The organism is Flavobacterium restrictum (genome assembly GCF_007097245.1).
GTDB lineage: Bacteria > Bacteroidota > Bacteroidia > Flavobacteriales > Flavobacteriaceae > Flavobacterium > Flavobacterium restrictum.
Genome location: NZ_VJZT01000002.1, coordinates 117,859 through 133,532, shown reverse-complemented (window position 1 = coordinate 133,532; position 15,674 = coordinate 117,859). Strand labels below are relative to the sequence as shown.

General features: G+C 36.1%; 6 protein-coding genes. All 6 read left to right on the top strand.

Annotated features, from left to right (window positions below; all coding sequences use genetic code 11):
• Window positions 1-243: 243 nt before the first annotated feature.
• Complete coding sequence (rpoB, locus tag FNW21_RS02640) at window positions 244-4,056, top strand: DNA-directed RNA polymerase subunit beta (protein ID WP_144255193.1); 3,813 nt, start codon at window positions 244-246, stop codon at window positions 4,054-4,056.
• 277 nt (window positions 4,057-4,333) lie between these two features.
• Window positions 4,334-8,647, top strand: coding sequence for a DNA-directed RNA polymerase subunit beta' (gene rpoC, locus FNW21_RS02635; protein ID WP_144255192.1), 4,314 nt, complete (start codon window positions 4,334-4,336; stop codon window positions 8,645-8,647).
• Window positions 8,648-8,746: 99 nt separating this feature from the next.
• Complete coding sequence (locus FNW21_RS02630; protein ID WP_144255191.1) at window positions 8,747-9,049, top strand: DUF3467 domain-containing protein; 303 nt, start codon at window positions 8,747-8,749, stop codon at window positions 9,047-9,049.
• Window positions 9,050-9,197: 148 nt separating this feature from the next.
• Complete coding sequence (locus FNW21_RS02625) at window positions 9,198-10,259, top strand: helix-turn-helix domain-containing protein (protein ID WP_144255190.1); 1,062 nt, start codon at window positions 9,198-9,200, stop codon at window positions 10,257-10,259.
• A 125-nt stretch (window positions 10,260-10,384) separates the two neighbouring features.
• Window positions 10,385-11,917 (top strand): apolipoprotein N-acyltransferase, encoded by a 1,533-nt coding sequence (gene lnt / locus FNW21_RS02620; RefSeq protein ID WP_144255189.1) that lies wholly within the window; start codon window positions 10,385-10,387, stop codon window positions 11,915-11,917.
• A 55-nt stretch (window positions 11,918-11,972) separates the two neighbouring features.
• Window positions 11,973-15,674, top strand: a 3,702-nt coding sequence (locus FNW21_RS02615; protein WP_185963872.1) for an FG-GAP-like repeat-containing protein, incomplete at its 3' end; no start/stop codon positions are given.

Here is a 15,674-nt window from a genome sequence, read left to right as displayed (position 1 = left end):
TTGGATATATTTCCAAAGACCTAAACCCTTTTTCGTATAATAAAATTATTATAAGTTTTATTATAAAATAGTTTACAATACCTTATGGTTTTAAATCAATACGATGAAAGAAAATAAACAAAAAGTGTCAGTTTTTTGGTTATTTTTAAAGAGGTATTGATTAGAAATTAAGTATAGATTATTTTATATTAGTCAGTGTTTCACACTAAAATTACTTTTTTTTAATCAAAATTTTGTCAATTGATGCTATCAAATCAAACTGAAAGATTGAATTTTGCCTCTACAAAAAACATACCGCAATATCCAGATTTTCTAGATGTTCAGGTTAAGTCATTTAAAGATTTCTTCCAATTAGAAACTAAATCTGACGAAAGAGGCGACGAAGGGTTATACAACACCTTCATGGAGAATTTTCCAATTACAGATACAAGAAATAACTTTGTATTGGAATTCCTTGATTATTTTGTAGATCCACCCCGTTACACCATTCAAGAATGTATAGAGAGAGGTCTTACCTATAGTGTTCCCTTGAAAGCAAGGTTAAAACTATATTGTACAGATCCAGAACACGAAGATTTTGAAACTATTGTTCAAGATGTTTATCTTGGTACAATTCCTTACATGACGCCTAGTGGTACTTTTGTAATCAATGGCGCCGAGCGTGTTGTTGTTTCTCAATTGCACCGTTCTCCAGGGGTTTTCTTTGGACAATCATTCCATGCTAATGGAACAAAATTGTATTCTGCCCGTGTTATTCCTTTTAAAGGATCTTGGATAGAATTTTCAACCGATATTAATAGCGTTATGTATGCTTATATCGATAGAAAGAAAAAATTACCTGTAACCACTTTATTCCGTGCCATTGGGTTCGAAAGAGACAAGGATATCCTTGAGATTTTTGACCTTGCCGAAGAAATCAAAGTGTCTAAAACAGGACTTAAAAAATATATTGGTAGAAAATTAGCGGCTCGTGTTTTGAACACTTGGCATGAAGATTTCGTGGATGAAGATACCGGCGAAGTTGTTTCTATCGAACGTAACGAAATAATCCTTGATAGAGATACTATTATCGACAAAGATAATGTAGAAGAAATCATTGATTCTAACGTTAAATCTATTTTGTTGCATAAAGAGGATAATAATCAAGTTGATTATTCTATCATTCATAATACGCTACAAAAAGATCCAACAAACTCTGAAAAAGAAGCTGTTGAGCATATTTACAGACAATTGCGTAACGCTGAACCGCCTGATGAAGAAACGGCTCGTGGTATTATAGATAAATTATTCTTCTCTGACCAACGGTACAACCTTGGTGAAGTAGGTCGTTATAGAATAAACAAAAAATTAGGGTTAGATACTCCAATGGAAAAGCAAGTCTTGACCAAAGAAGATATCATTACAATCGTAAAATATTTGATCGAATTGATCAACTCTAAAGCAGAGATTGATGATATTGATCACTTGTCAAACCGTCGTGTTCGTACAGTTGGTGAACAATTGTCGCAACAATTTGGTGTTGGTTTGGCTCGTATGGCTAGAACTATTAGAGAGCGAATGAACGTTAGAGATAACGAGGTGTTTACGCCTATTGATTTGATTAATGCTAAAACATTATCATCAGTAATTAACTCTTTCTTTGGTACCAACCAGTTGTCTCAATTTATGGATCAAACGAATCCATTGGCGGAGATAACACACAAAAGAAGATTATCTGCACTAGGACCAGGTGGACTTTCGAGAGAAAGAGCTGGATTTGAGGTGCGTGACGTTCACTATACACATTACGGACGTTTATGTCCTATTGAAACGCCAGAGGGACCAAACATTGGTTTGATATCTTCTCTAGGAGTTTATGCCAAAGTTAATGGAATGGGTTTCATTGAAACACCGTACCGAAAGGTAACTAATGGTGTTGTAGACTTAACTTCTACACCAGTATATTTGAGTGCAGAAGAAGAAGAAGGTATGATGATTTCACAAGCAAACATTCAAATGGATGCTACTGGAAAAATCACTGCCGAAAATGTAATTGCTCGTCAAGAAGGGGATTTTCCAGTAATTGACCCAACTAAAGTGGATTATGCGGATGTTGCTCCTAATCAAATTGCTTCAATTTCGGCATCTTTGATTCCTTTCTTGGAACATGATGATGCGAATAGAGCTTTGATGGGATCGAACATGATGCGTCAGGCCGTACCATTAATTCGTCCTGAAGCACCAATCGTAGGAACTGGTTTAGAGCGTCAAGTAGCTTCAGATTCTAGAGTTTTGATAAATGCCGAAGGTAATGGAGTTGTAGAATATGTTGATGCCAACATCATCACTATCAAATACGATCGTTCTGAAGAAGAAAGAATGGTAAGTTTTGAATCTGATGATAAAACATACAACTTAATTAAATTTAGAAAAACAAATCAAGGAACGAGTATCAACCTTAAACCTATCGTAAGAAAAGGGGATAGAGTGATTCCTGGTCAAGTATTGTCTGAAGGTTATGCTACTCAAAACGGGGAATTAGCTTTAGGTAGAAACCTTAAAGTGGCGTTTATGCCATGGAAAGGGTACAACTTTGAGGATGCGATTGTTATTTCTGAAAAAGTAGTTCGTGATGATATCTTTACTTCAATTCACGTAGACGATTACTCATTAGAGGTAAGAGATACAAAATTAGGTAACGAAGAATTGACGAATGATATACCAAACGTTTCTGAAGAAGCTACTAAAGATTTAGATGAAAATGGTATGATTAGAATTGGAGCCGAGGTAAAACCTGGTGACATTCTTATTGGTAAAATTACGCCAAAAGGGGAATCAGATCCTACTCCAGAAGAGAAATTGCTTCGTGCCATCTTCGGGGACAAAGCAGGTGATGTAAAAGATGCTTCATTGAAAGCGTCTCCATCTTTACATGGTGTTGTTTTAGATAAAAAATTATTCGCAAGAGCGGTAAAAGATAAACGCAAACGTACGCAAGACAAGGATGCTTTAGGCGCACTTGAAATGGAGTTTGAAGTGAAGTTTGTTGAATTAAAAGACAAATTAATCGAAAAACTTTTCTTGATTGTAAACGGAAAAACGTCACAAGGGGTAATGAATGATTTGGGTGAAGAGGTTTTACCAAAAGGTAAAAAATACACTCAAAAAATGCTTTATGCTGTTGAAGATTTTGCTCACTTAAGCAAAGGTCAATGGGTTGCAGATGATGTAACTAATAAAATGGTTAATGATTTGATTCATAACTATAAAATTAAATTGAACGATTTACAAGGTGCATTGCGTAGAGAGAAATTCACTATTACTGTTGGAGATGAATTGCCAGCAGGAATCTTGAAATTAGCCAAAGTATATATCGCCAAAAAACGTAAGTTGAAAGTTGGGGATAAAATGGCAGGACGTCACGGTAACAAAGGTATTGTTGCGCGTATTGTTCGCCACGAAGATATGCCTTTCCTTGAAGATGGAACGCCTGTTGATATTGTATTGAATCCACTTGGGGTACCTTCACGTATGAACATTGGTCAAATCTATGAAACGGTATTGGGTTGGGCTGGAATGAACTTGGGTAGAAAATTTGCTACTCCAATTTTTGACGGTGCTTCTTTAGATCAAATCAATGCCTTAACTGATGAGGCTGGAGTACCACGTTTTGGACATACACACCTTTATGATGGTGGTACAGGAGAACGTTTTCACCAAGCAGCAACTGTAGGTGTGATCTATATGTTAAAATTAGGACACATGGTTGATGATAAGATGCACGCACGTTCTATCGGGCCATACTCATTAATTACGCAACAGCCTTTAGGTGGTAAAGCGCAATTTGGAGGACAACGTTTTGGAGAGATGGAAGTTTGGGCACTTGAAGCATACGGTGCATCAAGTACACTTCGCGAAATCTTAACTGTAAAATCAGATGATGTTATTGGTAGAGCCAAAACGTACGAAGCGATTGTTAAGGGTGAATCAATGCCAGAACCAGGATTACCGGAATCATTCAATGTATTGATGCACGAATTGAAAGGTCTTGGATTAGACATTCGTTTAGAAGAATAAATAATAATTTGTCACAGTAGAGACGTTGCACTGCAACGTTCTCTACTTTGGCATTTATAAGAGTTTTTAGGATTTAGTCCCGTAACCCGTTCCGATTTTTTATGAAAACGTTGTTTTTATAATTAGCACTTCAAAATTGTATTTGAAGTTTAGAGAAGTAAATCGAGGTTATTAATTTGTAGATTTTTGCAGAGACGTAGCACTGCTACTCTACAAAAAATCTACAAATCAATAAAAAATTAATTTTTTAATTGTCAATAAATCAATAGTAAAAACTATGATGAATACTAGAAATAACAACAATAAGGATAAAAACCCTGTAAAAAGGTTTAATAAAATTTCCATAGGATTAGCTTCTCCAGAATCTATTTTGAAAGAGTCAAGAGGAGAAGTATTGAAACCGGAAACAATTAATTATAGAACGCACAAACCAGAACGCGATGGTCTTTTTTGTGAACGAATTTTTGGACCAGTTAAAGATTTTGAATGTGCTTGTGGTAAATACAAAAGAATCCGTTACAAAGGAATCATTTGTGATCGTTGTGGTGTAGAAGTTACGGAGAAAAAAGTACGTAGAGATAGAGTAGGTCACATCAATTTGGTGGTGCCAATTGCTCACATTTGGTATTTCCGTTCTCTTCCTAATAAAATTGGGTATATTTTAGGTCTTCCTTCGAAGAAATTGGATATGATTATTTACTACGAAAGATACGTAGTAATTCAAGCAGGTATTGCTCAAAATGCTGAAGGGGAATCGGTAAAAAGATTGGATTTTTTGACCGAAGAAGAATATTTGAATATTTTAGATACTCTTCCTGCAGACAATCAATATTTAGATGATTTTGATCCAAATAAATTTGTTGCCAAAATGGGAGCAGAGTGTATTATGGATTTATTAGCACGAATAGACTTGGACGAACTTTCCTATAGTTTGCGTCACTCTGCTAATAATGAAACGTCTAAACAACGTAAAACAGAAGCCTTAAAAAGATTACAAGTTGTAGAATCGTTCCGTGAGTCTAACTTGAACCGTGAGAATCGTCCAGAATGGATGATTATGAAAGTCGTTCCTGTTATTCCACCAGAATTGCGTCCTTTAGTGCCGCTTGATGGAGGTCGTTTTGCCACTTCGGATTTGAATGATTTATACCGTCGTGTAATTATTCGTAACAACCGTTTGAAAAGATTAATGGAGATTAAAGCTCCTGAAGTAATCTTGAGAAACGAGAAACGTATGTTGCAAGAATCAGTAGATTCACTTTTCGATAATACAAGAAAAGCATCGGCTGTAAAAACTGAATCTAACCGTCCTTTGAAATCACTTTCGGATTCCCTTAAAGGAAAACAAGGTCGTTTCCGTCAAAACTTACTTGGTAAACGTGTGGATTATTCTGCTCGTTCGGTAATTGTTGTTGGACCTGAATTGAAATTATCTGAATGTGGTATCCCAAAAGATATGGCAGCCGAATTATACAAACCTTTTGTTATCCGTAAATTGATAGAAAGAGGAATTGTAAAAACGGTAAAATCAGCTAAAAAAATAATAGATAAAAAAGAGCCAGTAGTTTGGGATATCCTTGAAAATGTAATCAAAGGTCACCCAATTTTGCTGAATCGTGCCCCTACTTTGCACAGATTGGGTATTCAAGCTTTCCAACCAAAATTAATTGAAGGAAAAGCAATCCAATTGCACCCTTTAGTTTGTACAGCATTTAATGCGGATTTTGATGGGGATCAAATGGCGGTTCACTTGCCATTGGGACCAGAAGCTATTCTGGAAGCGCAATTGTTAATGTTGGGTTCTCATAATATCTTGAATCCTGCTAATGGTGCTCCAATTACAGTTCCTTCTCAGGATATGGTTTTGGGTCTTTATTATATGACCAAAGAACGTTTGTCAACACCTGAAAAAGTTATTTTAGGAGAAGGAATCACTTTCTATTCTGCCGAAGAAGTAAATATTGCTTTGAACGAAGGAAGATTAGAATTGAATGCTAGAGTAAAAATTAGAGCAAAAGATTTTAATGAAGCTGGAGAATTAGTATATCAAATTATTCAAACTACTGCTGGACGTGTATTATTTAATGAAGTAGTACCAGAAGCAGCTGGATATATCAATGATGTATTGACCAAGAAAAACCTTAGAGATATTATTGGTCACGTTTTAAGTTCTACCGATGTTCCTACAACGGCAAGTTTCTTGGATGACATGAAAAATATGGGGTACAAATTCGCCTTCAAAGGAGGATTGTCCTTCTCTCTTGGGGATATTCGAATTCCAGAACAAAAACCTAAATTAATTGCAGACGCCAGAGAACAAGTTCAAGGTATTTCTGCTAATTATAACATGGGTCTTATTACCAATAACGAGCGTTACAACCAAGTTATTGATGTTTGGACTTCTGCTAATGCTCAATTGACAGAGTTGGCTATGAAAAACATTAGAGAAGACCAACAAGGGTTTAACTCGGTGTACATGATGCTTGATTCTGGAGCGAGGGGTTCCAAAGAACAAATTCGTCAGTTAACGGGTATGCGTGGTTTGATGGCAAAGCCAAAAAAATCAACTGCCGGTGGTGGTGAGATTATTGAAAACCCGATTCTTTCTAACTTTAAAGAAGGACTTTCGATTTTAGAGTATTTTATCTCCACTCACGGTGCTCGTAAAGGTCTTGCGGATACGGCTTTGAAAACGGCCGATGCGGGGTACTTAACAAGAAGATTGCATGATGTATCGCAAGATGTTATTGTAAATATCGATGATTGTGGTACTTTGCGAGGTGTTGAAGTTTCGGCTTTGAAGAAAAATGAAGAAATTGTTGAATCACTTGGAGAAAGAATTTTAGGACGTGTTGCCTTGCAGGACGTAATTAATCCTTTGACTAGTGAAGTTTTAGTTCAATCTGGACAACAAATTACCGAAGTTATTATGAAAGCAATCGAATCTTCTCCTATCGAGAAAGTAGACGTTCGCTCTCCATTAACTTGTGAAGCGTTGAAAGGTATTTGTGCCAAATGTTACGGTAGAAATTTAGCTACTGGTAAAATGACACAAAGAGGAGAAGCTGTTGGTGTAATTGCCGCACAATCTATTGGAGAACCTGGAACACAGTTGACTTTGCGTACCTTCCACGTTGGTGGGGTTGCGGGTGGTATATCTGAGGAGTCTAGTATTGTTGCCCGTTTTGGTGGTAAACTAGAAATTGAAGATTTAAAAACTGTTAAAGGAGAAGACAACGAAGGGAATGCTGTTGATATTGTCGTGTCTCGTTCTACGGAATTAAAATTAATTGACGAAAAAACAGGTATTTTATTAAGTACTAATAACGTTCCTTACGGTTCTAGTATTTTTGTTGCCGATGGTCAATCAGTTGCAAAAGGAGATGTGATTTGTAAATGGGATCCTTATAATGGTGTTATTGTTTCTGAATTTACAGGTAAAATTGCCTATGAAGATTTAGAACAAGGACAATCATTTATGGTTGAAATTGATGAGCAAACTGGTTTCCAAGAAAAAGTAATTTCAGAATCAAGAGCCAAAAAATTAATCCCAACTTTATTGGTTTACGGTAAAGATGGCGAATTAATTCGTTCGTATAACTTACCAGTTGGAGCCCACTTAATGGTTGAAAACGGGGAGAAAATTAAAGCAGGTAAAGTATTGGTAAAAATTCCACGTCGTTCTTCTAAATCAGGAGATATTACAGGAGGTTTACCTAGAATTACAGAGTTGTTAGAAGCTCGTAATCCTTCAAACCCAGCGGTAGTTTCGGAAATTGATGGTGTTGTTTCTTTTGGAAAAATCAAAAGAGGAAACCGTGAAATCGTTATTGAATCGAAATTTGGTGATGTTAGAAAATACTTGGTTAAATTATCAAGCCAAATTCTAGTTCAAGAAAATGACTTCGTACGTGCAGGTGTACCATTGTCTGATGGAGCAATTACGCCAGATGATATTTTAAGAATACAAGGACCAGCAGCTGTTCAACAGTATTTGGTTAACGAAATTCAAGAAGTATACCGTTTGCAAGGGGTGAAAATTAACGACAAGCACTTTGAAGTAGTAATACGTCAAATGATGCGTAAAGTTAGAGTTCAAGATCCAGGAGACACATTGTTCCTAGAAGATCAATTGATTCACACTAAAGATTTTATCGTTCAAAACGATAATTTATATGGTATGAAAGTCGTTGAAGATGCTGGGGATTCTAGCGCATTAAAAGCGGGGCAAATTATTACACCTCGTGAATTGCGTGACGAAAATTCATTATTGAAACGTACTGATAAAAACCTTGTTGTAGCTCGTGATGTTATCACAGCAACAGCAACTCCAGTTTTACAAGGTATTACAAGAGCATCGCTTCAAACGAAATCATTTATCTCTGCTGCTTCTTTCCAAGAAACAACTAAAGTTTTAAACGAAGCTGCTGTAGCAGGTAAAGTGGATTACCTAGAAGGATTGAAAGAAAATGTAATTGTAGGACATAGAATTCCTGCAGGTACTGGTATGAGAGAATACGATCATACTATTGTTGGATCTAAAGAAGATTACAACGATATGATGGCTAATAAAGAAGAGTATATATACTAATTAATTTAGAGATTGAAAGATTTAAAAATTTAATGATTGTCTTGATAATCTTTGGGTTTTTAAATCATTAAATCTTTCAATTTTTAAATTTTTTATAATATGAAAGAACAACAGGAACAAATAAATATTGAACTAGATGAAAAAATTGCCGAAGGAATTTATTCTAATTTGGCTATTATAAATCATTCTTCTTCTGAATTTGTTTTAGATTTTGTAAGTATTATGCCGGGTATTCCTAAAGCTAAAGTGAAGTCAAGAATTGTCTTGACTCCGCAACACGCCAAAAGATTATTTAAGGCGATTGGAGAAAATATTCATCGTTTTGAAGTCGCTCATGGCGAAATCAAAGACACCGAACAAACTCCTATACCATTAAACTTTGGTCCAACAGGACAAGCATAAATCAAAAGGCTCCAGTGATGGAGCCTTTTTTATTGGATGAAAATCAAAGCGTTTAGAATTTCTTTTATGAGTATCGCTTAAAATTTGTTACCTTTTCTAAAAAAATAACTAGGTATTTAATGGACCTAAATTCTAATGCCTTTAAATTATGACCAAATCTAAATGGGATTTATTTGTTGCGAAATATCTTTTTATGTTCAAAGATGGTTTTTTTGAATTACCGTATTTGGCAAATTCTCCCCAAATCATGGTTGATAGCCTAATTAAAAATCCTGTTTCCAATCACAAGTTACTGGAACAAGGCATTTTTTCGAACAATTTGTTTTGTAAGGGAACGATGTATTATAGAGAAATGGAAGATAATTTTTGGCTTTTGACCAGTCATATTGAAATCAAAAAAAATATTATTGCCAAATCTATTTATGATGAGAATTTTGCTAGTGAATTTTATATTTTGACATTTTCAGTGTTTGAACATGAATTCCCTGTCAAAAATGCTACAGGCCAAAATATAAAAATAACCAATACTTGTTGGACACTTTCCAAGCCAAAAACCGAGGTTCAAACGTATTTCTATCAGACTACAAAAGGAAAATTTTATAATTTAGTTTTTGATAAAAAATGGGCCGACGAAACTATTTTGATTAAAAACAGTGCTCATAATACTACTTTTCAGGCTTTTTTGGATGGTAAAACAGGCTCTTTTACTTGGTCAAATCGTACTCCAGAGGCAAATGAAGTGGCCAAAATAGTATCGGAAATTATTTTGAGTGAAAAGGACGGTGTTTTTCATATTCAAGAGTTGAGAAAAAATTGTTTGACATTAATAGATTATTTTGTGGACAATGTATTTGATGACAATCGCATTGCAGAAAATGTTTCGTTGAGCAATTTGAATTATGCTAAAATTGCCAAAGCCGAAAAAATGATTTCTCTGAACTTGAGTGTACCATTTGTTGGTGTTGAAGAAATTGCAAGTGAAGTTATGATGTCGCCGACTAAACTAAAAACGTACTTCAAAACGGTTTTTGGGTATTCGATGTTGCAATACCACAAAGAGCAAAACATGTTGTTGGCAATGCAACTTGTTCAAAATTCTACAGCTTTGATCAATGTTATTGCAGCAATAACGGGCTATGACAGTGCGAGTAAGTTTGCAGCAACGTTTAAGAAAAGGTTTGGAAAATTGCCTTCCGAATTTAGGAATTGATTTTTTTGTAGAAATAAAAAATGGGTCTTAATTGGCTATTTAACGGTTTTTATTTAAGGTAGATTTGCTTTCAATTGATAGCAGCAGGTGCTGTTTTATCTTTTTCATTATTAAAAGCAAAAAATTTGAAGCTATTTTACAAAAATCAAAGTCTTTATTTATCGTTTGTTTCAGGTGTTTTTACAGCAGTTGTTACCATGAATATGTGGTATGTATTGGCTTGCATTTCGATTGCTCCCCTTTTTATTTTTGTTTTCAAAGAATCTAAAAAAGCTTCCTTTTTTTGTGGACTTGCTTTTGGAGTTGGATTGGGTTTAGGACTGTTTTTTTGGATGATTAAAGGAGTAGGGCATTATACTGGAGTTAGCTTTTGGTTTGGTTTTTTGGTTTTTGTGGTCAGTTGTTTGTTGTTGGGTTTGTATTTTGGCATTTTGCTCTTTATAACCCGATTTTTTTGGTTTTCTAATTCCAATTTATGCTTTAAAATCCTGTTAAACGCTGTTGCTATAGCTGCTTTATGGACACTTTTGGAATTGGGTTTGACCACCGTTATGGCTTCTTTTCCATTGCATCTTTTTAGGTTGGGATTTTCTTTCTGTGCTAATATTTATTTGTTGCAACTTACTTCTTTTGGCGGTTTATCCGTACTTACTTTTTTCACGGTACTTATTAACATACTATTTGCTGTTTTTTTTATCCAAAAAAACACAGTTTATTTAATTTATAACGCTGTCATTTTTGTTTTCTTTCTTGTTTTTGGGGCTGTTACCTATTGTAATTACCAGCCTATTTTTATAAAAAAACCATTCAAAGTTGTCCTTGTTTCGGATAATACAAGTCCTGAAACCAAATGGAACAGTGATAATGGCAACGCATTGGCGGCAAATTATTTTGAACTTTGTCATTCAGCGGTTGCACTTCGTCCAGATTTTATTGTTTGGCCAGAATCGGCATTGCCTTGGACGTATGCTCCTGATGATGATTTATTGAAGGCACTACTTAAAATAAGTAGCGGTTCAAAACTCACGCAAGTAATCGGGATAAATACCGAGAATCCAATTGATAAAAGGAACTATAATTCGGTTTATTATATTGGTAACAATGCCAAAGTTACTGCTGTTTATAACAAGCAAATTTTGTTAAAAGGTATTGAAAAACCCATTGGAGACTTGCTAGTACCTTTTGCCAGTAAAGAAGGTTTTGTTTTTGCAAATGGAGTTGCTCAAGATCCTATAGCAACTCGTTTTGGCAAAGTGGCAACATTGGTTTGTAACGAAATCGTGGTTGAGAGTAGTGCGGCTGTTCAAGTGCGTGCTGGAGCTAATTTCTTGTTTAATGTTAGTAATGATGGTTGGTTTAGAGGTACTTATGTCTCAAAACATCATTTGTATTACGCCCGATTGATGGCAGTAGAAAACAGGAAGGATTGCAGTATTGCTAATAATTGTGGGTTTAATGCCATCATTAACAGCTATGGTGATGTTGTGGAACAGAAAAAGGATACTATAGGAACTGTTGTTTCAGGAATGCTATTTCCCAATAGCAATAGGACTTTGTTTAGTCGTTTTCCTAATTTATTCCCAATAATTCTGGCGGCTTTTTTTATACTCGTCTCATTTTATTTGTTTGCCAAAATACATAAAACAACCATAGAATGACTTTTTTGAAAGAAATTAAATTTTTTAATACCAACATTACTAAAAACAGAATACAATGAAAAAAATGATGCTTTTTATTTTTCTACTGGTCAATGTGTATGCAGTTAGTGCCTATTCCACTATAGGACATTATCGCTGGCGAAATGATGATGGTACCGAAACTTCGGCAACTTGGAAAGCCGCTACCGATGCTCCTTTGCAAATCAGTACCCATGATCTTGGTGCCTTGCGATTGCGCATGGATATTGAAGCGAGTAAAGATGCCACTATTGATCCTTTGCTTCAATATTCGAAAGATAACGGGACTACCTGGATTACAATGGACAATGATTTGAATACCGTAAATGATTTTAGAATATTTCATTCGGGTCTTGTTATTGCTACTTATGAGAATAATACTTATTTTAGTCGAACAACACAGCAAATTTCATCAGGAGCCTCTTTTGTTATAGGTCGAGTTATGGATTTTTTTGCACCTATAACCCCTTTTACCTTAACAAAAGGACAATCAACAGAGTATGAATATGGAATATATCCTACAAGTCATGTTGAAACGTCTCAAACCTACATTTTTAAAATGGTAGGTGTCTCTCTATTAGGTAAAACACCAACCTTAATTACAGGAGATTGTTTCGCTAATCCGAGTGCACCCGTGGCAAATGCTAATCAAATTTTATGTAATAAAGCGAATGCAACACTTGCGGATTTAGTTGTTAGTGGTGCCAATATACAATGGTTTGATGCTGCGTCAGGGGGTACATTACTGCCTATTACCACTCCGTTAGCGAATGGAAAGTTATATTATTGTCAGCAATTTTCGTACTGTACAGTAGGAGTGCCTCGAACAGCCGTTAGAGCAAACGTACCAAATACAAGTCAAATCACTAGTTTTATGCCAGAAAAGGGTGCTGTTGGGAGTACTGTAATCCTAACTGGTACTAATTTTAATCCTATTGTGGGGCAAAACATTGTGTTTTTTGGTGCTACAAAAGCTACTGTTACGGGGGCTACCACAACTAGTTTAACGGTTACGGTGCCTTTGGGTGCTACGTATCAATACATATCGGTAACGAATCTTGCTACAAATACTACTATTTATTCTGCAAAATCTTTTCAAGTTACTTCGTCGGGTAGTTTTTCTTTTAGACCCAAACTGGATCTTGTTACTAGTCCGTATACTATTGAAGTGCAAATAGGTGATATTGATGGCGATGGTAAACCCGATTTGATTGTCGCTAATTTCACTAGTAGTTCGGTGTCCATTTTTCGTAATACTTCAAGTTTAGATTTGGTTAGTTTTGCTCCAAAAGTTGATTTTTCGGTAGGAGCGAATCCTATGTTTGTTGCTGTTTCGGATATTGATGGAGATGGGAAATTAGACTTGGCAGTTGCGAATACAGGCGGTCAGGATTCAGTATCAATACTTCGTAATACTGCTACAGTTGGAATAATTGATGGGACTAGTTTTGCAACTAAAGTCGATTTTAGGACAGGTCAAGATATTAAAAGTATCGTTACTGGTGATATAGATGGGGATGGAAAACCGGATTTGGTTGTTTCAAATTATGGTAACAGTACGGTATCTGTATTTCAAAATACGGCAATTTCGGGAGTTATTGATTCTAATAGTTTTGCTGGTCAGGTTGCTTTTACCACTAGAGTAAGTCCGTATTCATTAGCAATTGGCGATTTAGATGGCGATGGAAAACCAGATTTGGTAGTTACGAGTTTCAATACAGATCGGTTTTCGATACTGCGCAACACAGCAGGTTGTGGTGCAATAACCTCCAGTAGTTTTGCCAGTAAAGTGGATTACAATACTGGTGCATCATTTACTGGTTCTCCCTCTTGTGTAAAAATTGGTGATATTGATGGTGATGGAAAACCTGATTTGGTTCTTTCTGCTTCTCACGATCTTTACTTAACGATATTACGCAACAATGCAAGTATGGGTAGCATTAATACCAGTAGTTTTGAATCTCGAATGCTTTTTAACTCCCCATCCAACTCTTATTCTGTTTCTATTGGCGATGTTGATGGTGATGGAAAACAGGATTTAGCTTTGGCTAATTACGATATTTCGAGTGTGTCTTTATTTCGTAACAAAGCTATTTCAGGTCGCATTACGGATAGTTTTGACCCTGTAAGTAGTTTAGAATTGAAACGTGATTATTTAGTAGGATCAAACCCTTACTCGGTTAGTATTGGCGATTTGAATGGCGATGGGAAACCAGATTTGGTAGTTGCAAATTCTAGTTCTAATTCTAACTCGGTTTCGGTATTACAGCAAGTAGTACTTCCGCAGGGGAGTTTAACAGGAAATGGAACTGTATGTTCGGGCAGTATTGGACAACTTACTTGGACCACAACAGATAATGTCGGTCCATTTACGGTAGTCTATAATGATGGAGTCGCCAATAGAACGGCTACCAATGTGGTTAGTGGGGTTCCTTTTAATGTATATACCAATTCGGTGGATGCTACAACCACCTACACACTCGTTGCTGTAACTGGGACAGATGGTATAAAGCATACTGCTTTTAATGTAAATTCAGCTACTATTACAGCTATTCCAATTATAGAATCGGGTACAACTATTACGGCTTGCGACAGTTATTTGTGGTCAGTTAATGGAATGACGTACACAAATTCAGGAATCTACACTTTCGTGAAAGGTTGCGTTACTGAAACGTTGGATTTGACTATCACGCCAAGCTCAACAAATACTGAAGTTGCAGTGGGTTGTGACCGTTACGCTTGGTCAGTAAATGGGATGACGTACACAAATTCAGGAATCTACACTTTCGGGAATGGTTGCGTTACCGAAACTTTGGATTTGACTATCACGCCAAGTTCAACAAATACTACTACTGCTTCGGCTTGCGACAGTTATTTGTGGTCGGTAAATGGAATGACGTACACAAATTCAGGAGTGTACACTTTCGGGAAAGGTTGCGTTACCGAAACTTTGGATTTAACCATCACGCCAAGTTCAACAAATACTACTACTGCTTCGGCTTGCGACAGTTATTTGTGGTCAGTAAATGGAATGACGTACACAAATTCAGGTACTTACACTTTCGTGAAAGGTTGTGTTACCGAAACTTTGGATTTGACCATCACGCCAAGTTCTGTAAATACTACGACAGCATCGGTTTGCGACAGTTATTTGTGGTCGGTAAATGGAATGACGTACACAACATCTGGAGTGTACACTTTCGGGAAAGGTTGCGTTTCCGAAACTTTGGATTTAAGCATTACGCCAAGTTCTTTAAATACTACGACTGCTTCGGCTTGCGACAGTTATTTGTGGTCGGTAAATGGAATGACTTATGCCAAAACCGGAATTTACACTTTCGTGAAAGGTTGCGTTACCGAAACTTTGGATTTAACCATCACGCCAAGTTCATCAATTACTACAATTGCATATTCTTGCAACAGTTACTTTTGGTCGGTAAATGGAATGACTTATGCCAAAACTGGAGTATACACTTTCGTTAAAGGTTGCGTTACCGAAACCTTGGGTTTAACCATTATGCCAAGTTCAACAAATACTACTACTACTTCGGCTTGCGACAGTTATTTGTGGTCAGTAAATGGAATGACATACACAAATTCAGGTACTTACACTTTCGGGAATGGTTGTGTTACCGAAACTTTGGATTTGACCATCACACCAAGTTCTTTAAATACTACGACTGCTTCGGCTTGCGACAGTTATTTGTGGTCGGTAAATGGAATGACTTATGCCAAAACT